Source organism: Bifidobacterium sp. ESL0827, from assembly GCF_052606685.1.
The window spans coordinates 1,506,156-1,530,010 of record NZ_CP199597.1; the positions used below are offsets into that span (position 1 = coordinate 1,506,156).

21 protein-coding genes, 1 tRNA gene and 3 pseudogenes are annotated in these 23,855 nt (G+C 58.6%); 7 read left to right on the forward strand and 18 right to left on the reverse strand.

Annotated features, from left to right (window positions below):
* Positions 1-13: 13 nt before the first annotated feature.
* The 4 genes from truB to nusA all read right to left on the reverse strand — a co-directional run bounded on the left by truB (position 14) and on the right by nusA (position 5,732).
* On the reverse strand, positions 14-1,042 hold the full coding sequence (gene truB / locus ACUIAI_RS06065) for a tRNA pseudouridine(55) synthase TruB (RefSeq protein ID WP_445342829.1): 1,029 nt from the start codon (positions 1,040-1,042) through the stop codon (positions 14-16).
* 40 nt (positions 1,043-1,082) lie between these two features.
* A complete protein-coding gene (rbfA, locus tag ACUIAI_RS06070; RefSeq protein ID WP_445342830.1) occupies positions 1,083-1,586 on the reverse strand; it encodes a 30S ribosome-binding factor RbfA in 504 nt (167 codons plus the stop codon).
* 129 nt (positions 1,587-1,715) lie between these two features.
* On the reverse strand, positions 1,716-4,490 hold the full coding sequence (gene infB / locus ACUIAI_RS06075; protein WP_445341869.1) for a translation initiation factor IF-2: 2,775 nt from the start codon (positions 4,488-4,490) through the stop codon (positions 1,716-1,718).
* 183 nt (positions 4,491-4,673) lie between these two features.
* Complete coding sequence (gene nusA, locus ACUIAI_RS06080) at positions 4,674-5,732, reverse strand: transcription termination factor NusA (RefSeq protein WP_445341870.1); 1,059 nt, start codon at positions 5,730-5,732, stop codon at positions 4,674-4,676.
* 140 nt (positions 5,733-5,872) lie between these two features.
* On the opposite strand from nusA, the gene ACUIAI_RS06085 reads away from it, so the two are divergent.
* The 6 genes and pseudogenes from ACUIAI_RS06085 (at position 5,873) to ACUIAI_RS06110 (ending at position 12,380) form a co-directional block, all read left to right on the forward strand.
* A complete protein-coding gene (locus ACUIAI_RS06085) occupies positions 5,873-6,685 on the forward strand; it encodes a hypothetical protein (protein WP_445341871.1) in 813 nt (270 codons plus the stop codon).
* Positions 6,686-7,332: 647 nt separating this feature from the next.
* Positions 7,333-8,497, forward strand: a pseudogene (locus ACUIAI_RS06090) (IS1249 family transposase).
* Positions 8,498-9,196: 699 nt separating this feature from the next.
* Positions 9,197-10,627: a ParB/RepB/Spo0J family partition protein gene (locus ACUIAI_RS06095; RefSeq protein ID WP_445341872.1), complete on the forward strand. Its 1,431-nt coding sequence runs from the start codon at positions 9,197-9,199 to the stop codon at positions 10,625-10,627.
* Between the two features lie 183 nt (positions 10,628-10,810).
* On the forward strand, positions 10,811-11,074 hold the full coding sequence (locus ACUIAI_RS06100) for a hypothetical protein (RefSeq protein WP_141650026.1): 264 nt from the start codon (positions 10,811-10,813) through the stop codon (positions 11,072-11,074).
* Between the two features lie 24 nt (positions 11,075-11,098).
* Positions 11,099-11,446, forward strand: a complete 348-nt coding sequence (locus ACUIAI_RS06105; RefSeq protein WP_015022035.1) for a hypothetical protein — start codon at positions 11,099-11,101, stop codon at positions 11,444-11,446.
* A 373-nt stretch (positions 11,447-11,819) separates the two neighbouring features.
* The gene (locus ACUIAI_RS06110; RefSeq protein ID WP_015022034.1) at positions 11,820-12,380 is read left to right on the forward strand and encodes a hypothetical protein; all 561 of its coding nucleotides are present in this window, start codon (positions 11,820-11,822) and stop codon (positions 12,378-12,380) included.
* A gap of 135 nt (positions 12,381-12,515) precedes the next feature.
* Here the strand turns inward: ACUIAI_RS06110 and ACUIAI_RS06115 are convergent, their stop codons facing one another.
* The 6 genes from ACUIAI_RS06115 to ACUIAI_RS06140 all read right to left on the reverse strand — a co-directional run bounded on the left by ACUIAI_RS06115 (position 12,516) and on the right by ACUIAI_RS06140 (position 17,734).
* Complete coding sequence (locus ACUIAI_RS06115; protein WP_015022033.1) at positions 12,516-12,962, reverse strand: hypothetical protein; 447 nt, start codon at positions 12,960-12,962, stop codon at positions 12,516-12,518.
* Between the two features lie 145 nt (positions 12,963-13,107).
* The gene (locus ACUIAI_RS06120) at positions 13,108-13,398 is read right to left on the reverse strand and encodes a hypothetical protein (protein WP_445341873.1); all 291 of its coding nucleotides are present in this window, start codon (positions 13,396-13,398) and stop codon (positions 13,108-13,110) included.
* Between the two features lie 59 nt (positions 13,399-13,457).
* Positions 13,458-14,906: an ABC transporter ATP-binding protein gene (locus tag ACUIAI_RS06125; RefSeq protein WP_445341874.1), complete on the reverse strand. Its 1,449-nt coding sequence runs from the start codon at positions 14,904-14,906 to the stop codon at positions 13,458-13,460.
* Between the two features lie 17 nt (positions 14,907-14,923).
* Positions 14,924-16,369: an FtsX-like permease family protein gene (locus ACUIAI_RS06130; RefSeq protein ID WP_045924218.1), complete on the reverse strand. Its 1,446-nt coding sequence runs from the start codon at positions 16,367-16,369 to the stop codon at positions 14,924-14,926.
* 47 nt (positions 16,370-16,416) lie between these two features.
* Complete coding sequence (locus tag ACUIAI_RS06135) at positions 16,417-17,130, reverse strand: ABC transporter ATP-binding protein (protein WP_101433110.1); 714 nt, start codon at positions 17,128-17,130, stop codon at positions 16,417-16,419.
* 76 nt (positions 17,131-17,206) lie between these two features.
* Positions 17,207-17,734: a hypothetical protein gene (locus tag ACUIAI_RS06140; RefSeq protein WP_219997315.1), complete on the reverse strand. Its 528-nt coding sequence runs from the start codon at positions 17,732-17,734 to the stop codon at positions 17,207-17,209.
* 316 nt (positions 17,735-18,050) lie between these two features.
* Between ACUIAI_RS06140 and ACUIAI_RS06145 the strand changes: the two are divergent.
* A pseudogene (locus ACUIAI_RS06145) lies at positions 18,051-19,215 on the forward strand (IS1249 family transposase).
* 129 nt (positions 19,216-19,344) lie between these two features.
* On the opposite strand, the gene ACUIAI_RS06150 reads toward ACUIAI_RS06145, so the two are convergent.
* The 8 genes and pseudogenes from ACUIAI_RS06150 to infA all read right to left on the reverse strand — a co-directional run bounded on the left by ACUIAI_RS06150 (position 19,345) and on the right by infA (position 23,775).
* A tRNA-Ser gene (locus tag ACUIAI_RS06150) sits at positions 19,345-19,430 on the reverse strand.
* A gap of 110 nt (positions 19,431-19,540) precedes the next feature.
* Entirely contained in the window at positions 19,541-20,503 is a 963-nt protein-coding gene (locus tag ACUIAI_RS06155; RefSeq protein WP_445341875.1) for a tRNA pseudouridine synthase A, read from the reverse strand.
* 202 nt (positions 20,504-20,705) lie between these two features.
* A pseudogene (gene rplQ / locus ACUIAI_RS06160) lies at positions 20,706-21,224 on the reverse strand (50S ribosomal protein L17); the annotation flags it as partial.
* A gap of 125 nt (positions 21,225-21,349) precedes the next feature.
* On the reverse strand, positions 21,350-22,345 hold the full coding sequence (locus ACUIAI_RS06165) for a DNA-directed RNA polymerase subunit alpha (protein ID WP_015022327.1): 996 nt from the start codon (positions 22,343-22,345) through the stop codon (positions 21,350-21,352).
* Between the two features lie 75 nt (positions 22,346-22,420).
* Complete coding sequence (rpsK, locus tag ACUIAI_RS06170; protein ID WP_015022328.1) at positions 22,421-22,819, reverse strand: 30S ribosomal protein S11; 399 nt, start codon at positions 22,817-22,819, stop codon at positions 22,421-22,423.
* Positions 22,820-22,906: 87 nt separating this feature from the next.
* Positions 22,907-23,284, reverse strand: coding sequence for a 30S ribosomal protein S13 (gene rpsM, locus ACUIAI_RS06175; protein ID WP_015022329.1), 378 nt, complete (start codon positions 23,282-23,284; stop codon positions 22,907-22,909).
* Between the two features lie 133 nt (positions 23,285-23,417).
* A complete protein-coding gene (gene rpmJ, locus ACUIAI_RS06180; protein WP_015022330.1) occupies positions 23,418-23,531 on the reverse strand; it encodes a 50S ribosomal protein L36 in 114 nt (37 codons plus the stop codon).
* Between the two features lie 25 nt (positions 23,532-23,556).
* The gene (gene infA / locus ACUIAI_RS06185; protein ID WP_015022331.1) at positions 23,557-23,775 is read right to left on the reverse strand and encodes a translation initiation factor IF-1; all 219 of its coding nucleotides are present in this window, start codon (positions 23,773-23,775) and stop codon (positions 23,557-23,559) included.
* Between the last annotated feature and the right edge of the window lie 80 nt (positions 23,776-23,855).

Genomic DNA, 23,855 nt, shown 5'->3' on the forward strand with positions numbered 1-23,855 from the left:
CGAACCTGCGCACTCAAGCCTCAGGGCGGAAGACCACATCCGGCTTGGCCCCGCCTCGTGGACTGGGCACCAGGATAGCAGCTAGCCGCTGCCTGCCCTGAGGCCCTGCCAGGGCAGCTGTGGGCCCAGTGACAGGCAGATCCAAGAATCCGCCGTTGGAGACTCTGACGGCCTGGTCGGCATCCAGGTTCAGAACGGGCATGCTCATGCGTGCCGCCTGCACCAGGTCAAGCGAGCCATCCAACATCGCCTGCCGGTTGCGGTCCAGGACCATGCGACTGCGAACAACCGTCTGACCTTGGCGGTTCCGGTAGGTGTGAGGGACCACATGACCGCCCAGAACCCTGGATGCCAGGTCGGAATCCTCCAGGTCGAATGGACCCACTCGAATCCTTCGTAGGGCCGTCAAGTGACCGCCCAGATCCAGGCGTTCGCCCAGATCGCGAGCCAGGGCGCGGATGTAGGTGCCGCTGGAGCAGGTCACCTCCACGTCCGCATCGACCACCTTGACTCCCAGATCAGGCAAATCCACGCGACGAAAGTCAAGCAGACGGAAGGATGCAATCCGAATGCATCGAGGCTCCAGCTTGACCTTCTGGCCCGCGCGAGCCAGGTCATAGGCCCGTCTGCCGTTGACCTTGATGGCGGAGAAGGCATCGGGCACCTGCTCGATCCAGCCGGTGAAACAGCCATCAATCAGATCCTGCAGACCCTGGGCTGTAAGCTCGTCCACCCTCTGCGCAGCTCCAGGACGCACCGGTAGCAAATCCCCATCCGCATCGTCCGTGGTAGTGCCCAGTCCCAGACGAATAGTGGCTTTATAGGTTTTGTCGTGGCCGACGATAACCGTCAGCAAGCGCGTGGCTTGGCCGAACCCTACGACCAGCAGGCCAGTGGCCATGGGATCCAGGGTCCCGGCATGGCCTACGCGACGCATGCTGAGGCCAGAACGAACGGCAGCCACCACGTCATGGCTGGTCACACCGCTCGGCTTGTCAACAAGGATGATGCCCGAGGTCGGTTCACCAGTGCCTGACTCCATACCATCCGACGACTCGGAAGCCTTTGCTCCATCGTTGCCTTCACCGGTCGGTTTCATCCGCATCCTCTGCCGCAGGTTCATCCGGGACGGAGTCCGACCCATCGGTCTCTTCCTCGTCGTCATGCCTGTATGGATCGGGGTCGCCGGCATAGCTGGCATTGACCCGGGCTTTGGCCATGGCCTCGTCCCGCTGATGAGCAATGGTCAGCACATCCTCAATCTCGGTCGCCTCGGCAGGCACCTCATCGTAGATGAAGCGCAGCGTAGGCGTCAGCCGCAGACCGGCCCGGGCACCAACCAGGGTGCGCAACCTGCCAGAGGCCTGCCGCAGGGCTTGCTGGGCGCGCTTGCGCTCCCCGGCCTCATGGCCCGACCGACCCAGCTGGGTCCAATAGATTTTGGCTATCTGCAGGTCGTTGGTGACCCGAACCTCAGTGACGGTGACCCCTGCCAGGCGCTTGTCGTGCATCTGGGACTCCAGCGCAGAGGCTACGACCCGTTGTATCAGGGCCGCTATGCGTACAGCGCGGGGATTTCCAGCCATCATGATTCCTTTCTCGAACCGTCCATGACCAATCTTCGCATTCATGGACATCCGCCCCGGCCAGGGAGTACCTAGACCGGGGCGGATCGCCACGGACCCTCCGACATGTGGTCGGAGGGTCGACAGGCTCTACTTGCGTTCCACTTCCTGCATCTCGTAGGTCTCGATGATGTCGCCCACCTCGATGTCGTTGAAGGAGCCCAGGTTGATGCCAGCCTCGTAGCCTTCGGACACCTCGTTGACATCGTCCTTGAACCGGCGCAGGGAGGAGATCTCCAGGTCGTTGACAGTGACCACCCCGTTGCGGGCGATTCGAGCCTTGGTGCCCCGCTTGACGGTGCCATCCTGGACCATGACGCCCGCGATGTTGCCGAACTTGGAGGAGCGGAAGATCTCGCGGATCTCGGAGTGGGAGGTGGTGACCTCCTCGTACTCCGGCTTGAGCATGCCTTTGAGCGCGGCCTCGATGTCCTCGATGGCGTTGTAGATGACCGAGTAGTACTTAATCTCCACGCCCTCGCGGTCTGCCAGATCCTGGACCTGCCGGTTGGGTCGAACGTTGAAGCCGATGATGACGGCCTTGTCGACCGTGGCCAGGTTGACATCGTTCTGAGTAATGGCGCCCACGCCCCGGTGGATGACCTGAATCCCGACCTCGTCGGAGACCTCGATCTTCATCAGAGAATCTTCCAGGGCCTCGACCGAGCCGGAAGAGTCGCCCTTGATGACGATGTTGAGCATGTCCACCTCGGACTTGGCGAACTGCTCCTTCAGGCTCTCCAAGGAGACCACCTTACGGCGCTTGGCTAGCTGAGCTGCGCGGGCCGAAGCCTCGCGCTTCTCGGCGATCTGACGGGCGGTGCGATCGTCGGGCGCGACCAGGAAGAGGTCGCCGGCGGTAGGCACCGAGGTAAGCCCCAGCACCTGCACGGGTGTGGAGGGGCCGGCAGCATCCATCTGCCGACCGTTCTCGTCCAGCATGGCACGCACACGGCCATAGGCCGATCCAGCCACAATGGCATCGCCCACATGCAGGGTCCCCTGCTGAACCAGCACAGTGGCCACAGCTCCACGGCCCTTGTCCAGCCGGGCCTCGACTGTGGCGCCGCGAGCGTCCATGTCGGGGTTGGCCCGAAGGTCAAGGTCGGCATCGGCAGTCAGCAGGACGGCTTCCAGGAGCTTGTCCACATTGGTGCCCAGCTTGGCGGAGATGTCGACAAACATGGTGTCGCCGCCGTACTCTTCGGATACCAGGCCGAACTCGGTCAGCTGGCCACGCACCTTCTGGGGGTTGGCTCCCTCGACATCGATCTTGTTGACAGCCACCACAATGGGCACATGAGCTGCCTGCGCGTGATTGATGGCCTCCACGGTCTGCGGCATGACGCCGTCATCCGCGGCCACTACCAGGATGGCCACATCGGTCAGTTCGGCACCGCGGGCACGCATGGCCGTAAAGGCCTCGTGACCAGGGGTATCCAGGAAGGTAATCTTGCGATCCTCACCGTCCAGGGTGACCGTGGCCTGGTAGGCCCCGATGCGCTGGGTGATACCGCCAGCTTCCTGGGTGGTCGTGTTGGTCTTCCGGATGGTGTCCAGCAGCCGGGTCTTGCCGTGGTCGACATGGCCCATGACCGTGACCACTGGAGGCCTGGGCTGCAGGTTCTTGTCATCCTGGTCCTCACGTTCTTCGTCCAGGTTGATGTCGAACTGCTGAAGGAGCTCCTTGTCCTCCTCCTCGGCAGAAACGATGCGGATCTTCCATCCAATCTCGTCGCCCAAGATCTGGAAAGTGGCCTCATCCAGGGACTGAGTGGCTGTGGCCATCTCGCCCAGGTGGAAGAGCACCGTGACCAGGGCAGCAGGGTTGACGTTGATCTTGTCGGCCAGATCAGCCAGGGTAGCACCCTGACGAAGCTGAACGGTACGACCGTTTCCTGCAGGAATGCGCACACCGCCGATGACGGGTGCTTTCATCTCCTGGAATTCATGCCTCTTCGCCATCCGGTTCTTACGAGCCTTGGAGGACTTGCCTCCCTGGCGGCCGAAAGCTCCAGCAGCACCGCCGCGGCCGCGACCGCCGCGGCCCGACCCGCTACGGAATCCACCTGAAGGTGCCGACGAAGCGCCGCCAAAACGGCTGCCGCCGCCTTGATGCGTCTGCTGACCGGGGCGGCTATGGCCCCACTGCCCTGGACGGGTGCCCTGTCCGGTGCGACCGCCACGACCGTTGCGGAATCCGCCCCGGCCTCTGCGCGAGTCGTTGACAGTAGGCCTGGCCATAGGGTGCGGCCTGGGAATGTCTGAAGGCATAGGGGCCTTCATCCCCTGCTTGCGACTGAAAGGATTGTTGCCTGGACGGGGCGTGGATGCTCCCGGGCGTGCGCCATGACCCGCTGGCGAAGCCCCGGAGCCACCGGAACGACCGTTGTTGTGCGAGCCCTGGGGGCCGGGTCTGCCCATGGCTGAGGGCTTAGGCCCACGGGACTGGTTGCGCTGCTCATGTTCGTTGCGGTTGCCGTGGGGGGCACCGGGCTTGGGGAAATGGCCACTGGGACGCTGCTGACCCCGTGGCGCGTCGGTACCAGCCGAGGGCCGGCGGTTCTGTCCGGGCTTGGGCCCAGGTGTGGATTGCTGCTGGGTGCCGCTGGACTGCGAGCGGCCATGCTGACCCTGGCCGCTTCCATGATTAGGACTGCCGGGGCGGGCATTTCGTGCAGCAGCCTGGCCGGCGTCGCCCTGTCCCTTCTGAGGGAAAGCATTCTTGAGTCGACGAACCACAGGGGCCTCGACAGTGGATGATGCGGACTTGACGAACTCGCCCATGTCCTTCAATTTCGCCAGAACAGTCTTGCTGTCTACGCCAAATTCCTTGGCCAGCTCATACACGCGTGCTTTGGGCACTTACTTTCTCCTTACCGGACCGCGCATATGACCGGCGCGATCACTCTTTCATGACGGCGAACATATCCTGTCTCATCGTGCGACCATGATCGTGTTACCTCGTCTCTGTGCCGGGGCCGACGGCATGAACCACCGGACTCGGGATACCGGGTCCAGCATACTCGTCTCGTCGGATGTTTGCTCTCAGGCGTCTTCACCAGTAGCCGAAGCCGATTGCGCCTGCAACTCACGCAATTTTTGCTGGTGGGTCTCCTCGGATTCAATCCCGATCTTCCAGCCTGTCAGCTTGGCAGCCAGACGGGCGTTCTGCCCCTCTTTGCCAATGGCCAGAGAAAGCTGGGCATCCTTGATGAAGGCAATGGCCGTGCGGTTGGACTCACTGACTATCTGCACTTGGCGGACCACAGCTGGAGACAGGGCCGCAGCCACGAATTCAGCAGGATCCTTGGACCAATCCACAATGTCGATCTTCTCAGGACCCAGATTCTCCATGACGGCACGAACGCGGGCGCCGCCAGGACCGATCAGCGCACCCTTGGGATTGACCCCCTTGCTGTTGGCCCGGACCGCAATCTTGGTTCTGGCCCCGGCCTCACGGGCAATGGCCATGATGGAGACTGCACCGGAAACCAACTCGGGCACCTCCCGCTCAAAGAGACGGCGAACCAGCTCTGGATGGGAACGTGACACGATGATTTCCGGCCCCTTGAGCCCACGGGAGACATTGACCACGTAGACGCGGATCCGCTGGCCATGCCGGTAATGCTCTCCAGGCACCTGCTCGCGGCGGGGCAGAATGGCCTCGACATTATCTACGGCCACATGCACATTGCCGGGATCACTGGCATCCTGCTGCACGATTCCGGTGATCAGGTGGCCCTTCTGACCCGAAAAAGCTCCGAAGACTCGCTCATCATCAGCCTGACGGAAGAGCTGGCGAATGACCTGGCGGGCCGTGGAGGCCGCCAGCCGATCGAAGTCCTTTGGCGTGTCGTCGTATTCCTCACCCAGATCGTATCCCGGTTCGGGCTCTTCAGGCGTGGGTTCTCGAGCGATCTCGTCCTGTGCCCAAATGGTGAAAGTCCCCGCACGTTCGTCAAGCTCCACCCGTGCGTGTTTTGCTGCGTGAGGCGACTTCTGGTAGGCCAGAAGAAGGGCCTCGCTCAGTGCTTGATCCAAGGTCTCGGCATCAATCCCTTGTTCGTGTGCCAGCTGATGAATTTCAGCCAGGTCCAGTTCCATGTCAAGACCTCCTATGAAGTTATTCAGACTGCGCTTCTTTTAGTCTGCAATGCCTACTATTCTAGCCTTTCATGCAGACACTGCCGGTTCTTGAATACCACGGGTGGGCGAGTCATCGGCCGTCGATTCTAGCACGACGGATGAGGACCGGCATCGCAGTACTTCTGCTGGCTGTCTTCCTATCAGGATGCGCACCCTCAGCGGTGCACATCAGTCAGCACGATCCCGATAATCTCCATCCCACTGCCTGCGAACAAGCATGGACGCGAGCCCGGAAGTCGGAACAGCTTCAAAAGAATCAGGCAGACAACCGATCCCAGGCCTGGACCCAAGCGGCCCGCGAATGCCCTGCCAGGCTGGATGAAGCCACAGTGCACGCAGCCCAGGCTTTGACGGCCTCCCAGGGCGGGCAGACCAATCGTCAAACGGCTACACTCAGACTGGTCCAGGCTGCACAGCGGTTGGATCCGCTGGCCAAGGCGCTGCCCGTCGAATTGGCCGATCAGGCCATCACAGGCGAAGACCGTTCCGGATTCGAACTCTCGGTCCTCGCGGCCCGCAAGACCGATGCCACATGGATGCTGACCCTAGCCGATGCGCACACTGCAGCCGCCCAGATTCTGGTTGGTCATTCCAAGCACGATCCCCGACAGGGGGTCTATCCCACCACTGATCTGCTGGCGCACCCCGACGAGTCCACCGATCCTGCCAACGGAATACAGACTCCTACTCCAGCCCTGATTGAAATGGATACGGCCCGGTCCCTTCTGGCCGTGGGGAGAAAACTGAACGGCTCCTCAGGAACCATACGAACTGATGTCAGCCAGAACGCGAAAAGCCACCAAGAGGCCACATCTGCCCTGATCGACATGGTTGTAGCCCACTTGTCCATGGCCATGAACCTCGGCTACCCTGCCACATCGTCAGCCCTGTTGCAGACACCAAAGCATTGACGGCAAAGGCGGACCATCGACCTGCAGGTTCCGCCAATCGCTCACTCATAAGTTTCCGCATTCGTATATGCAAGCAATCCCCGTCCATGCATGACCAAAACCTGAACAATCGTGATCAAAGATCATCAAGCAAACAAATCAATTGGTTCTTATCTACAGATTCCACGAAACTTTGCGGTGGCGACATCGGTTCAGACAGTGATATTATAGAACGTGTTCCATAGGAGTATTCCATAGGAACGCGGGGGGTATGAACCCGTGCAATGTAGGAGGCGACCCGGTGTTGACCATCGCATCGCCTTCTGCATTGGACGGTCTTTTATTTGCCTAAGATCAAGAATCAGGGCCGTGTCAGCCCGGATAACCAAAGCGGGCACAAGGAAGACCAATTCCAGCTGCAAATCAGCCAATCCACCGGTTGCCATGCTCAGTTATCATGCAAAACCAATCTTCCATGGACTGCATATCAGCAACAATAACGAAACCCAACTCCACAGGTTAACCACTACACTTGGGGCTATAGGAACTAAACGCGTTGTTTATGTTGGGGGTTTGGCCTTGTGGCTGTAAGCGTGTTGGGTGGTTGTTAATAGGTCGGGTTGTTAATAGGGGTCTTGCAGGGGTGCCCGTTCCTGTTCGATTGGGGAATGAGAACCAGATCGAAGAGGGCCAGGCATTGCCCCATATGCCATGGGCGGATGCGCAAGCATGGGCGCAACAGATCAGGCACGCAGCGCTGGATGTGTCCGTCCTGCTCGATCGCGTCCACCGCGCGCAGGCAGGACCGGGCCCGCGCCGCGCAGTTGAGGGAGTTCCTGGACCGGCCGCTGACGGGCAGGACCCGGGAACAGATGGGGGCCATGGGCGCCAGGGCCTGGCGTAAACGGGTCGGCTGGTGCTGGAACATCAAGCCGGCAATCACACCGGACGGGGTGGTCCATCACACGCTCATGGCCGACGGCACGTATATGGCACACGGCTGGTGCCTCCTGATAGCGATCGACGGGCAGACGGGCCAGGTCATCGACTGGCAGTGGTGCCATCAGGAGAACACGGCGGCCTACACGGCCCTGTTATCCCGCATCCCCGGGCCCGACGTGCTCATCACCGACGGCCTTCGCGGCGTGCAGAAAGCCTGCCATGCCTGCTGGCCGGGCACGCGCATCCAACGCTGCCTGGTGCACGTGCAACGCAACACCAAAACCGACCTGACACTCAAACCACGACTTCAGGCCGGCAAGGAACTCAAGCGACTCTCCGACCAGCTCACCCGGGTCCATACCATCGAGGAAGCGGTGCGTTGGGGGTGAGGCCTTGAACGCCTGGCACGAAAGATGGAAAACCCTCATCGACGAACGCACCATGGCCAAGGACGACCCAGCCAACCCCAAAGCCAGCCACCAATCCTGGTGGTGGACCCACCAGGAACTCCGCCGCTGCTACCGCAGGCTCGAACACCTCTTCCAAGACAGGCAGCTCTTCGCCTTCCTGGAACCCGAACTCACCGCCGGCGGGCCAGTGGAACGCACCACCAACCGGCTGGAAGGAGGAGTCAACTCACCCATCAAACGCACCCTCCTGCAACACCACGGCCTACCCGAGAGCCACATGAGACGCGCCTGCGAATGGCACTGCTACATGAAAACCGACAACCCCGACCCCGCCAGCCTGATCAGGGACGAACACCACCAGCCACAACCAGCACCCAAACGGGAAACCAGACAGGAACAGGACGAGCCCGAACACTACGGCACCGCCATCAACTGGAACGAGTTCCACACACCAGTCAGATACCCCAACACCACACTCTGACCAACACACAACCAAACCCACACACAGAACCTAAAACAACGCGTTTAGTTCCTATAGCCCCTGATGCCGGAGAGACCGTTCTGTATCAGCATAGAGGCTAGATTGGCTGAGCTCTGATAAGGATGCGAAGGGTAAGGAATACGAGCGGTGTCCATCTCAGTTACACCCCTTTAGATAAAAAAGTGCCGCCCTAGTGTGCATATCATATAAATATGATAGAGGCAGTGGCGGCTTCTAACAAGCTTTAATATACTCGGGATATCAGTTAGAAAGCTTCATCAAGATAAAGCTTCACAATATAAACACATTTCTTATCGGATGGTCTTTCTTCTATCATGAGCTACTGCAGATCACCCTTCAATCGGCAAACATAAAACTGGTCGGCTCGGCCGGGGTTGTGGTCATCGGCGGCTGCGCCTTGATGTCTGGCCGCCGCTGTCGCACGCCTGCGGCGTGCTGCTGAAGGGGTTGGGAATGTGGTGTTTGTGCCGCCCCCTTCCATTCTGGCCCGGGCCGCTGCGACTCAAGCCCCGAGCGTCTCCGCCCACACCCCGCTCCGGCCGAGGGGGCCGAACAGCATGCCCCCTCGGCCTCCGGGGGAGTGTTCGGATCCACGCGGGGGCTTGACTCTCCGCTATACCCGGGCCGCCATTCCAGGCGTCGGCACAAACAGTCCCGGCACCAAGGAAAGGAACACCCATGAACACCACAACCACAGTGACCATGCTGCCCATCGACGCCATCAGGCCCAACGACGCCAACCCCCGAAGCGAGATAGGAGACGTGTCGGAGCTGGCCATGAGCATCGCGTCCCAAGGCATACAGCAGGCCCTGGTCGTCACACCGGCGAACCAGGAGGGGCGGCACACCCTGGTCATCGGACACCGGCGGCTGGCGGCCGCCGAGCAGGCCGGCCTTGCAACCGTGCCCTGTATCATCACCGACATGGACGAGCAGACCCAGGCGGAGGTGATGCTGGTAGAGAACATACACCGTGACCAGCTCACCGCCCTGGACGAGGCACGCGGATACGCCCACCTCCTGGACCTTGGCGAAGACGTGGACCAGATGGCCAAAGCCACTGGCCGCAGCCGCAGCACCGTGCAGCGACGGCTCAAAATATCGTCCATCGACGACGAGAAAATACTCGCGCTGCCATCCCAGCTGAGCTTCGAGGAATTGGAGACGATAGCCGACTTCCGCGACGACGAAGGCCTGCAAGACCAGCTCATCAAAGCCGCAGGCACCAACAACTGGAACATGACACTGCACCAGGTCCAGGCCAAACGGTCGCTGGACAAGTGGATCGAACAGGCCCAGGAAGCCATCAAGCAGGCCGGGCTGCCCATCGTGCCGCTGACACCATCACAATCCTGGTCTGACCCGGAAGGTTGGCGCACCATCGCCCGATTCTCCCCGGATACCGACCCCGACCCCAAGCAGGCCCTCGACACATGGCTGGAGGAATGGGAAGGCGACAAACCCACGGCCGTCGGACTGCTCGACCGTGGCGGACAGTGGCGCGTCAAAATCACCCTGCTGGAGCCATACACCCAACAGGACCAGGAGGACGAACGCCGGCAAAGAGAGGATGACCTGGCCAGGTGGCAAGCCGAACAAGAAGCCGAAATCGCACCGGCCAAGCAACTGGACACGGCAAGCCACGACCTGCGGCTGGCCTACACGCAACGGCTCATGTCCCTCAAACGCCCCGCCAAAAACCAGTCCCAGGCCCTGTCCATGCTGGTCATCGCCCAAGCGAGCCAACGCACCTGGTGGGTCAGCCGGGACCAGGTGCGGGACACATGGCGCGCCATCGTCCAGGACCAGGAAGCCGAGCTGGCGCAAAAGGCCGACCTTGACGAGAGTCGCCGCACCCAGACGGCCTTCGCCCTGTGCCACGCCATCATGGAGACACAGATCAACCACGAGACCTGGCGCAGCCAAGACGACATAGACGGCCTGCTCAAACCCCTCTACCGTGCCCTCCAAACCGCAGGCTACGCCATCAGCGACGAAGAGCAATCCGGTCTCGACGGCGACCTGGTGCCCCGACCTGAAGAGGAAGACAACGAAGGGAACGAAGATGAAACAGACGACGGCGACCAGGAGGAGGACACCAAAGAGTGAATGAACCCCGCAGCCGGCCCCGCCACCAAGCGGGGCCGGCTGCCGGCGGCGGCGCAGCGATGCCTCGCGCCACCCCACGGGGTGGAATCGGCATCGTCGAACGCCCCGCGTTCGGACAGCCAGACCGCAACGCGAGGAACGCACGACTGGTTTGTATGTGCAATTTGTACTACACTCATGGTCATGGAGATCGAGATAGAGCAATCAGCCCGCAAGCACGGCTGCGCCGACGACGAAATCAGGCACGCGGTCCTCCACTCCATAGGCCACGAACAAATCGAGGGCTACGGCGACGAGATGACGGTGGTCTTCGTCGGCCAGCCACACCCCGGGGCCCTACCCGACAACCTGCTCGAAGTCATCGTCAGCAAATGGCAGGACGGCCAGCTCCACGCCTTCCACGCCATGCCGCTGACCAGCCGGTGGCAACATCTCAGATACCAATAGACACAACCAACAAGGAGCCAGACCATGACCAACACACAGACACCCGCCGACAGGGCAGCACACGCCGAAGCACTCGACCGCATGGCCGACGCCGGCCAATTCACACCCATCGAAGGCACCCGGGTATACCGGGGCTACGACGCCGGCCCCCTGACCGACGACGACCTGCTCTCCATCTTCGCCGGCCGCCCCCGCGACGAACTCAAACAACCCACCAGCAAAACCTGGCAGGTACGCACCACCCCGGCCCTGGACCAATGGGCCGAAGCCGCCGTCAAAACAGAAGGCACCAACCTATCGGCACTGATCCGCCAAGCCACCGCCGAATACCTGGCACACCACTACCCAGGACTCCGAAGCCAGATGGCCTGACCCATCAGGGCAACATCATCAAGGGACCCCTCAACGGGGTCCCTTTTTCCATGCTCGGCTCGGCCGGGGTTGTGGTCATCGGCGGCTGCGCCTTGATGTCTGGCCGCCGCTGTCGCACGCCTGCGGCGTGCTGCTGAAGGGGTTGGGAATGTGGTGTTTGTGCCGCCCCCTTCCATTCTGGCCCGGGCCGCTGCGACTCAAGCCCCGAGCGTCTCCGCCCACACCCCGCTCCGGCCGAGGGGGCCGAACAGCATGCCCCCTCGGCCTCCGGGGGAGTGTTCGGATCCACGCGGGGGCTTGACTCTCCGCTATACCCGGGCCGCCATTCCAGGCGTCGGCACAAACAGTCCCGGCACCAAGGAAAGGAACACCCATGAACACCACAACCAGCCTCCAGGACGACGTCAAGCAACTGAGCCAGGACCCCCAACTCATGCTCACCGCAGGCCGACAGGCCCTCGACAGCATCATGCGCATACTCGACGGCACCCACCAGCCCGAAGCCATAGGACACGACCGGCTCACCCGCATGGCCGCGCTGATAGAAACCTCACTGCCGCACCGCGACGCGCTCCTGGTCGCCGCCATCAACCCCGACACCACCCGAGACGACCTGACCACCATCACCGAACAACCCCACGACCCCGCCGCCGTCAAACTCATCTTCACCAGCCTCACCACCTGCTTCGAAGGCCGGACCCCCGTCAACCAGGAACGCGCCGACAGAGCCTACAACCTCTTCGACCAGCTCACCGCCGCCGTCGGCCCCACCCCACACCTCAGCGCCTCCAGAGCCTACCTGGCCTGGGCCGCCCGCGACCCCGACCAAGCCAGCTCATACATGGTCCAAGCCCTCACCCTCGACCGAACCAACAACCTCGCAGCGCTCATCGCCCTGGCCCTCAGTAAGAACATCAACCCCACCGACGACTAACACCACACACAACCAAACCGAAGAGGTCTCCTCCCAAACCAAGGAGGAGACCTCTCCGCGTCCGATGCGTTTCTCCCGCCCCATAAAAGGGGCACTCGAATCCGCTTCATTCCCTAGGAATGATCGTTGTTTAGATTAATCATGCTTGTCTGCAGCATCAACGGCATGAATGACGAGTAGGGAGATGAGAATGGTGAGAACCTCAGTTATCAAAGATGAGAGCGCCATGGCTTCCCACCTGCTGAAGGCCAAGGCCATCAACCCCATGAGAAACACAAAACTCACAACTTCGCTAACAAGCTTCTTCAAGACCTTGTGACTGCTCATGCTAAACAACACATCCACCAACGCATCAGTTATGTAGGTACCAAAGAACCACAACAGAAAGATAACGATGGTACCCAAAACCCCACGCCACCCATGCACCCAGGAACGAACGCCACCGAAAGGGAGCAAGCGATAAGTGACACCAATGCCGACCGCAAAAGGAAAGACAAAACCCAACAACACAGTTCCGAAAAAACCAACACCGGTAATCGCATCCGAAACCGTTACATGGTCTGATCGTCCACGGTCACTCATCGCTCACCCCTCTCTCCATGAATCAGAGGAACAACACAACACGTTGCTCGTATCGCTGTAACTGGTGCACAAGAAGTAACTATGATTACTCTTATGCATAGGGTTCTCATTGGTATCTTCGTCTTGCAGATTCAGAACGTTCATTTCACACCTCCTTCCATTCGCTAATTTGCTTGGCCATGAGCTGTTGCCCACAGAATTGATCTGGATTGACAATCGGTAGGAATTCCCACCCAGATCCAGTCATAGAGGTAAGTGCGGAAAGAACTCCTGCAGAACCTGTTGAATAGTCGGCAGATAGCCTCAACATGCTATCGCCGACAAAAACTGGTTGTTCATGGTAGGCCAGACTGTAATCCAGAAGATTTTTTAAATGCATGGTTTGAATTTCAGCATAATCTGAAATCCAAGTTTTCCCTACCGCTAAAGCAGACATAATGCCAGCTCGTCCGTTGTACAGTCCGCTGAAAGCATACGTGGGTGAAGCACATGCCTCTACAAGGGATTTAACTCTTGTTCGAGATTCCTAACTTTTGTATCAAGATTGACGAGCTTGAGCGCATTCCAACATGTCTCATCGCTTGCTTCGATGGTTCCCATCGTTAGATTATCTCGAATACTACCGGAGAATATAGGAGCATCTTGTTCAATATAGCTAACTACTTTCCTGATATCGTTGGCATTTAAATCAGTTGAGTCAACATTGTTGTATAGGATATGCCCCGAATCCGGCCTATAAAAAGCCTCCAATAGGGAAAGCAGCGTAGTTTTACCTGAACCCGACGAGCCCACGATGACGGTTCTTTGGTGTGGGACTGCGCTAAAACTAATGTTCTGCAGAGTGGTATTTCGTTCATCATCTTTGTCCGCTGTATTGTAAGAAAAGCATACATCTTTGAACTCCAGCGTAATGTTGGCTGTATCAAACGAGGAATGCCCATCTGGGGAAAGCATATTGCTCGAACTTACGGTTTCGCTTTTATCGCGCAAAGATTCAATGTCTTCTATTCTCCTGAGTGGTCCTAAAGCTTTGAAAGCCGTGGTTATAGATGAGGAAAAGGAGCTTAGCGAAGAAACAACCATAGTCAAATACATTGAAAAGGAGATGAAATTAGAAATATCAAGATCCCCTTTCGCTATTTCCGCGCCGCCAAAGGAAAAAACGATTAGTAAGGTCAGCTGTATGGCGCAGTTCACAATGGACCGAATGATTGTTTCCTTGTTGGCCACTTTTACTGTTGCCCGATACACTTCTTCTGCGGTACCGACTACTCTTTTCGTTTCAGGCACTGTTGCCATAAAGGCCTTAATTGTGCGAATTCCAGCTAATGATCGCAGTATGGCATTAGACAGTCTTGCTGTCTTAGCTTGTACCAGTTCGGTATAGGCCTGCAGACGAGAAGAAGCAGCAATCATCAACAGAATGGATGTGCACGAAGTTATAAGTGCCACGGCAAAGAGTCTGGTATCAATGAACAGCATAGCGACAGCTGATCCGCAAGCTGTTAACAGATTCGCGGCCACTTTAAAGAAGTCTGATGACAGGGCTGAGCGTAACTCATTAGTATCTGAGATGACAGTTGAGACATAGTCACCCGACTCCCTCTTATCATACTCTTGTACCGGCAGGCCGAGGATACAGGTAATGAGATTGCTACGTTTATCGAAAACTATTTTCGCCGCAAGGCGGTTTGCCATATTGGATCCCAAACCATCCAGGACGATGCCTGCTACAAACAAAAGCGCCAAGACTGCAATTGGTCTCACCAACTTCTGACTCTGTTCTATGGCGTGTAGAAGATAATTGACACACAGAGGTTGTAGTAACGCCAGACCTGAAGACACTATACCCACAGACATCACAACAACAGTGATAGCTGTGTGCGGTTTCAATAGTCTGAATACATTAAAAATTGTGGTTTTTTGACGTTGCTGAGTTTGCATAGTTGACATGATTTCCGCTATTCGCCTATGGCTGTTTGGACGGTTTCAATTGCCGATCGCTTCAAACTAGAACGTGCAGAGAAAAATGTGGAAAGTGTTCCCGCGGCGATAATGGGCACAGCAAGGATAATGAAGAACTTCCAGGGGAAGACCACTACAAAGAGATTCTTGGAAAGAGGGAGGAATGTCACAGCGGTGAAAACTCCGACGAGCAAGGTGGCCCCCGCAGAGATAAGGATACCGGTGGTCACGAGGATGAAACCATCCAAGGCCGATATGGCAAGTAGCTGTCCGGGCACAGCGCCCGCGATGGAGATAAGGGCCAGATCAAGGTTGCGTTCCTTGGCAGAGATGGCGAAACTGGCGACCGCACCGATTACAGCAATGAGCAAGGCCGACCACAGGCTGGACATAAGCTCTATCGGTGTGGCTGATCCCATGTCTTTCAACTGGGGAAAGCCACTTATGGCAGCAGTACTGGTTTGACCTGTGATTAACAATCCACCGAGCAGGAACAGGCAAGCAGTCAGTGAGATGATGGTGGAGCCGAATGCCTTCCCGCGACTTCTCACAATGGCTTGTGCCCGTGCGATCTTCCAGACATCGGATTGCACAGGAACCAGATTCGTCCATGTTTTGGTGGCCCATTGGATGATGGGTCCTCCAGAATAGGCCAGAGCGACCAGAAACAGCAGTATCGCGATGATCGGGCCTAATGACATGGGTTGCATGATGATGCCCAATTGGGTCTTACTCAGAGTTTTGGGGTCGTTCAACACCAGGATGACGGCAGCGACAGCCGGTGCCAGCAGGGCGATGAAACCACCGATAATAAGGAATCTCCTCAGACCGCGCCCAGCTCTCGTGACGTGGACTTCCTCAGTTCCTGAACCTCTCAGCAGCTCAACCGGAAGCACTTTCCTCAAAGCACGCAGAGTAAAGAGAGCACCCAACAAAGCCACAATGAAACCGACTGCAAGCCCCCTCAAAGCAAAGTCTAAGAAACCCTGCCAAGTAAAAGTGATAAGCGGCGGTAACAGCACGGCCTCCAACTGGAACTTTAGAATCCGTGGGGCAAGAATTGGCGCCAGCGCCATACCAACGATGGAGGAGATCAGAGTCAGCACGAACACCTGCACCATGGTGAGGGTCAGCACCTGCCTAGGTGTGGCACCAAGCAGGGACAACAATGCAAGTCCCTTCCGCCGCTGCCTTATGGAAGCCTGAATCGTCACCATAATGACCAGGCAACCCAGGACCATTGCTATCTGGTAGACCGAGTCCACGTTAGTGCTGAGATGGTGAGATACCACACCCACTTCCCCCGGGGAATCATGTTTGAGATCATTGATTCCCTTGCATACACTCATGGCGCACAGAATCGTCTGCGTGACCACAAGCACAAGAAACACACCGGCCCAGATTCCTCTATTGGCTTTCAGATCATTCAACGCCCACTTCATGACTTACACCTTTCACGCCGCATCGCCATACAGAATCAGGGCAATAACTACGCTTGCTCTTCCACATTCCCTGATGCGACAAATCCGCCATCACTCATGGTGTATACGACGTCGCATTGCCGGGCCAGGCGGAGATCGTGTGTGACCACGACCACGCATTTACCGGGTCGATGGGAGAAGTCCCGCAACTGCGAGAAAACCAACTGTCCGGACTTCTGGTCAAGAGCACCTGTCGGCTCATCGGCGAACACAACATCGGGATCCGCGACCAAGGTGCGAATCAAGGATACCCGCTGCTGCTCACCACCTGAGAGCGAACTAGCTGCGTCATTGTCGTGCCCGCTCAAGTGGAACTTATCCATGAGGGCATCGATGCTTCCTTGATCGACCTTGCGATGGCTGAGAGTCAAGGGGAGCAGGATATTGTCACGAACGGTCATGGACGGGACAAGATTGTAGGACTGAAACACAAACCCGATATGCGATCTGCGAAACAAAGCCAAGTTACGCTGGTTCTTCTTAGTTAGTTCCTCACCCAGCACCCACACATTTCCTTGAGATGGCTGTTCAAGACCAGAAAGGCAATATAGCAAGGTGCTCTTACCACATCCAGAGGGCCCTGTAATTGCGGTCATGGCACCACCAGCAGCAACAAAAGAAAGATCATTGAACACCACAGTGGGAGTCCCGTCACCCGAGACGAAATTCTTACTTAGCTGTTCAGCTACTACCACACCATCACGCATAATATTAACCTTCATGGTACTGAGATCAGAGTATCGCCAGACCTCATGCGATTATAAAGCCCCACGACAACGAGTACTGAAATAAACGCTGTCATGGGGCGATATTCCTATTTACCAAATCAACCCATGTCGCCGTGTATTCAGCAATATCGTAAGGGATGCCCAGCTGCATCAAACCTGAGACGATAGCGGCATGAGTCCAGACGCCGGTGGCTTCCAGGAAGTCTGCAATCCGACCGGCCCACGGAGCAATCTTGGCAGGAAGCTTGGAACCTCCCCAGCGCAGAAGCTTAATGACAGCTTTCTTGGCGATCGTCGTAGCCCAATTCCTCGATTGGAAGCCATTACCGGCAGTGCCATCATGCATCGAGAATGCATACTCGGTCAGGATGCCAGCACCTTCATAATCACCGTTTTCCCATGCGGTATCCGCTATCTCCAGCACATCCCTCGGAGTCAGCGAATCGGTGACTTGACTCACGATAGATGTCGAAGCGGTATCCACAGGCTCTGCAGCCATCGCCTGACTGGGAACCATGGCGACTCCCATAGACAGCGCAAGTGGAACAGCAACGCTGGCGAGCAACCTACTTTTGATAGTGTTCAGAGCTTTCATCATAAGCCCCTTTCCGTTTGTTGAGTCAATTCATCCTTGATAACCAATAACGAAGTCAGCGGTGTCAGCCATGGCACCTCTGACAACCCAGCTAAAACTGGAATACTGCACTGATAGATAGGCCTAACTATCATTCTTGAGTTATTACATCAACGGTGACAGTAGCACCACCGTTACACCATTATAGGGCTATAGGAACTAAACGCGTTGTTTATGTTGGGGGTTTGGCCTTGTGGCTGTAAGCGTGTTGGGTGGTTGTTAATAGGTCGGGTTGTTAATAGGGGTCTTGCAGGGGTGCCCGTTCCTGTTCGATTGGGGAATGAGAACCAGATCGAAGAGGGCCAGGCATTGCCCCATATGCCATGGGCGGATGCGCAAGCATGGGCGCAACAGATCAGGCACGCAGCGCTGGATGTGTCCGTCCTGCTCGATCGCGTCCACCGCGCGCAGGCAGGACCGGGCCCGCGCCGCGCAGTTGAGGGAGTTCCTGGACCGGCCGCTGACGGGCAGGACCCGGGAACAGATGGGGGCCATGGGCGCCAGGGCCTGGCGTAAACGGGTCGGCTGGTGCTGGAACATCAAGCCGGCAATCACACCGGACGGGGTGGTCCATCACACGCTCATGGCCGACGGCACGTATATGGCACACGGCTGGTGCCTCCTGATAGCGATCGACGGGCAGACGGGCCAGGTCATCGACTGGCAGTGGTGCCATCAGGAGAACACGGCGGCCTACACGGCCCTGTTCTCCCGCATCCCCGGGCCCGACGTGCTCATCACCGACGGCCTTCGCGGCGTGCAGAAAGCCTGCCATGCCTGCTGGCCGGGCACGCGCATCCAACGCTGCCTGGTGCACGTGCAACGCAACACCAAAACCGACCTGACACTCAAACCACGACTTCAGGCCGGCAAGGAACTCAAGCGACTCTCCGACCAGCTCACCCGGGTCCATACCATCGAGGAAGCGGTGCGTTGGGGGTGAGGCCTTGAACGCCTGGCACGAAAGATGGAAAACCCTCATCGACGAACGCACCATGGCCAAGGACGACCCAGCCAACCCCAAAGCCAGCCACCAATCCTGGTGGTGGACCCACCAGGAACTCCGCCGCTGCTACCGCAGGCTCGAACACCTCTTCCAAGACAGGCAGCTCTTCGCCTTCCTGGAACCCGAACTCACCGCCGGCGGGCCAGTGGAACGCACCACCAACCGGCTGGAAGGAGGAGTCAACTCACCCATCAAACGCACCCTCCTGCAACACCACGGCCTACCCGAGAGCCACATGAGACGCGCCTGCGAATGGCACTGCTACATGAAAACCGACAACCCCGACCCCGCCAGCCTGATCAGGGACGAACACCACCAGCCACAACCAGCACCCAAACGGGAAACCAGACAGGAACAGGACGAGCCCGAACACTACGGCACCGCCATCAACTGGAACGAGTTCCACACACCAGTCAGATACCCCAACACCACACTCTGACCAACACACAACCAAACCCACACACAGAACCTAAAACAACGCGTTTAGTTCCTATAGGCCACAACTTGGGAATGCGGCAACAGTATTTACATACAAAAGGCCCTGACCGTCGGGTCAGGGCCAATGGGGCGGTTGAGGCGAGATTCGAACTCGCGGAGGGAGTTGCCCTCACACGCTTTCGAGGCGTGCTCCTTAGACCGCTCGGACACTCAACCATGGTCGTTGCCCGACACTGCCGAACAACAACTTTTCTATTATGCCACAGAGTCCCTACCTGGCAAACAGCGTGGCGCAGTCAACGGTCGCTACAAAACAGCCCAGTGCGTCATAGCGTACGGCGGGCACGGATGGCCTGCGCCCGTTCAGCAAGCTGGTCATCAGGCGGGTAGGCTACTTGCTCCAGGGTCAGGCCCCGAGCAGCTATGGGACCAGTGGAACCTTCACGCAGGGGGTGGGCAATCTTGTCGGCAAACCATTGCACGGACCGGCGCCCCAGGCCCACCTGAATGCAGGCCGCGACCAACGAGCGGACCATGTTATGGGCAAATGCATCGGCTACGATCCGGAAGACGGTCAGCCCGGACTCCATGAAAGGCGGAAGGTATCCGACGGCACTCTGCTCCGGGGCAACACCGAACAGATTCACGGTCGGAACCAGGTCCCAGTGTGCTGCCTTGACCTTGCGGATGGTCGTGCCCCCAGGGTTCGGCCTGGCGAAGGATCCGAAGTCATGCAAACCGATGCACTCCACTGCAGCCTCGTTCATAGCTTCCAGATCCAGGCTCCCCTCCAGGTCCAGCACATAACCCCGCATGCGTGGATCCCCCGACCGACCCCCCTGGCTGACCCGATACAAGTAAGTGCGTTCCAAGGCAGAGAAGCGGGCATCGAAACCCATAGGAGCAACTCGGAGCCCTAGCAGCACGATGTCAGTGGGCAACAGGTGGCGGAGACGGCGTTCCAGGGCCAAAACACCATCAACCCCCATATGTCCCCTGCAGGCCTCGAGCACAACTTCAGGAATGTCCAGGTGCGCCACCTGATGAGATGCGTGGACCCCAGTGTCGGTCCTGCCAGCCACGACCAGCCCTGGTTCCCAGACGACTTGACTATGGGAAACCTCGCCATCTGATTTGCGGGCTCCAGTTATCAGAGACAGGGCATGCTCGATGCAGCCTTGGACCGTGCGAAGCCCAGGCTGCCGGGCCCAACCGTGGAAGCCGCCGCCGTCGTAAGCCAGATCCATGCGCAGCCTGACAAGGGACATCTTCCCTTCCTGATCCTCCATCAAGACCTCCCTGGCACCAATGACAAACGGGGCCGGAGAGCCATGCTCCCCGACCCCGTCACCAGACAAAGACCGATTACTCAGCGGCCTTCTCGGCATCCTCAGCCACGTCGGCATCTTCCTCGGCCTGGGCTTCAGACTGATCCGCCTTGTCAACGGTCTGCTCCAGATCCTCTGCAGCCTGGTCGGCCTGGGCCACATCCTGATCGGACTCATTGGCCTCGACGGCCTGGTCGACAGCATCCTTGGCAGCGCCTTCGGCGACGGCAGCATCAGTGGCGGCAGCCACCTCGGCGTTGTCGTCCTTGGCGGCCACCTTGGCTGCGGACTCAGCCTCCTTGACCACGGCCTTCTTGGCAGACAGGGGCTCGGTGACCAGCTCGATCACGGCCTGCGGGGAGTTGTCTCCACGGCGGGGCGCTATCTTGGTAATACGTGTGTAACCACCCTCACGCTGCTGCATTTGCTCCGCAATCTGCGTGAACAAGATGTGGACCACAGACTTGTCGCGGATGACACGCATGACGCGGCGGCGGGCAGGCAGATCCCCGCGCTTGGCGAAGGTGATCAGCCGCTCAGCCAGCGGACGCAGGCGCTTGGCCTTGGGCAGAGTGGTCGTGATACGGCCGTTGGCGAAGAGGCTGGTGGCCATGTTGGCCAGCATCAACCGCTCGTGCGCCGGGCTAGAGGCGAGACGTGGGCCCTTGCTAGGTTTTGGCATTGGATTATCTCCTTACGGCCCGGGAGGACAGGTGGGCATACGCCCGAACATCCGACTTCCCGGAATTTCTGTCAGCAGGCGACGGAACCCTTCCCCTCGCCCGCTCATACGAAGGCTGCAATCCCTCACTCGTCGTCAGGCGAGAAGAAGGTGCCTCCCTCGAGATTATTAGTGTCGAAGCCCAGTGGGGAGGCCTTCAGCGACAGCCCCATACCCTCAAGCTTCTCCTTGACCTCGTCGATGGACTTCATGCCGAAGTTGCGGATGTCCAGCAGATCCTGCTCGGTATGCGAGACCAGCTCGCCGATGGTATGGATTCCTTCACGCTTGAGACAGTTGTAGGAACGCTGCGTCAGGTTCAGGTCCTCAATCGGCACGGACATCTGCGGATCGGCTTCTTCCACCACAGGCTCGGGCCCGACCTCGACGCCCTCGGCCTGGGTGTTGAGTTCACGGCAGAGGCCGAAGAGCTCAACCAGGGTCGACCCAGCGGACGCTACTGCGTCACGCGGAGAAATAGCCGGCTTGGTCTCCACATCCAGGATCAGCTTGTCGAAATCCGTTCGCTGCTCGACACGGGTGGCTTCGACCTTGTAGCTGACCTTAAGCACAGGAGAGTAGATGGAATCAACCGGGATGCGGCCGATCTCATCGTTGTCCTGCTTGTTGAGTTGGGCTTGGACGTATCCACGCCCACGCTCCACCGTAAACTCGATCTCCAGCTCGCCATCCTCGGCCAGGGTCGCGATATGCAGATCAGGATTGGCGACGGTGACGCCTGCCGGCGGAGTGATGTCCCCGGCAGTGGCCTCGCCCTTGCCGCTCTTGCGCAAATACATGACCACAGGCTCGTCGTATTCACTGGTCAGCACGATGCCTTTGATGTTGAGCAGGATCTCAGTGACGTCCTCCTCCACACCAGGCAGCGTGGTGAACTCGTGCAGGGCACCCGAGATGCGGACCGAGGTCACAGCCGCACCGGGTATGGAACTCAGCAGGGTACGACGCAGGGAATTGCCCAGGGTGTACCCGAATCCCGGCTCCAAGGGCTCGATGGTGAAACGGGAGCGCTGGGCATTGACGACTTCTTCAGTAAGAGTCGGACGCTGTGCAATAAGCACTGTTGCTATCCTTTCAGCTCCGACCGGTGGTGCACTCACCGGTCTTCGCGGGTGGATTCATGGGTTTTCTAGTGCTCAGACGCGACGGCGCTTGGGAGGACGAACGCCATTGTGTGCCTGTGGGGTCACATCCGAGATGGAACCGACCTCCAGGCCTGCGGACTGCAGGGAGCGGATGGCGGTCTCACGGCCCGAACCCGGGCCCTTGACGAAGACATCCACCTTCTTGACCCCATGCTCCATGGCCTTGCGGGCTGCGGATTCAGCAGCCATGCCCGCTGCGTAAGGAGTGGACTTGCGGGAGCCCTTGAAACCTACATCGCCGCCCGAAGCCCAGGCCACTACAGCACCGGAAGGATCGGTGATGGAGATGATGGTGTTGTTAAATGTTGACTTGATATGCGCCTGCCCGACCGGAACCGACTTGCGATCCCGACGACGAGGTTTGCGCGCGGCCTGCTTTGCTGCTGCCATTGATCCTCGTTTCCTTGTCACGAATAACGAATAACTGATTGCTGGTGCGAATCATCGGGGACCCTCATCCCCGCTTCGCATTCGGCCTTACTTGGTCGCCTTCTTCTTTCCGGCGACGGTGCGCTTGGGTCCCTTGCGGGTGCGGGCGTTGGTCTTGGTCCGCTGGCCGCGCACGGGCAGGCCCCGGCGGTGGCGCTGGCCCTGATAGCAATTGATTTGGATCTTACGGCGAATATCAGCGTCGATCTCACGGCGCAGATCACCCTCGATCTTGTAGTTTCCCTCGAGGTAATCACGCAGCGTAATGAGCTGCTCGTCCGTGAGATCCTTGACGCGGGTGTCCGGATTCACTCCGGTCGCGGCAAGTGTTTCCTTGGCGCGAGTACGCCCCACACCAAAGATGTAGGTGAGGGCTATCTCTATGCGCTTCTCGTTGGGGATGTCGACTCCGGCAAGACGTGCCATTGCGATTCCTTTTTTGCTCTACGCAGGTCGTGCACCGAGTCTTCCGGTCTCCCGGCCCGGGCCTGCGCACCCGGGGTTCAGCCTATCGGCTGTGACTCAGCGCCTTTGGTGTTCGTTGCCGCTGGGAATCCGCTCAGCCCTGGCGCTGCTTGTGGCGTGGGTTTTTGCAGATCACCATGACGCGGCCGTGACGACGAATCACGCGGCAGTTCTCGCAGATTCTCTTCACACTAGGGCTGACCTTCATGGTTTTCCTTTGCTTGTGTACCTTGTTACTTGTACCGGTACGTAATCCGTCCGCGATTCAGATCGTAGGGACTCATTTCGAGCACCACCCGATCCTGGGGCAGAATGCGGATGTAGTTCTTGCGCATCTTGCCGGAAATGGTGGCCAGCACCAGGTGCTTGTTCTCGAGCTCGACGCGGAACATCGCATTCGGGAGGGCCTCGACCACACGCCCTTCCACCTCGATCACACCATCTTTTGCCATAAGCCTTCTATCCGATCCTCGGCCGGTTACACAGCGCGCCGAAAGACACGCCAAATGGCAAGTATAGCATTGATGGACCC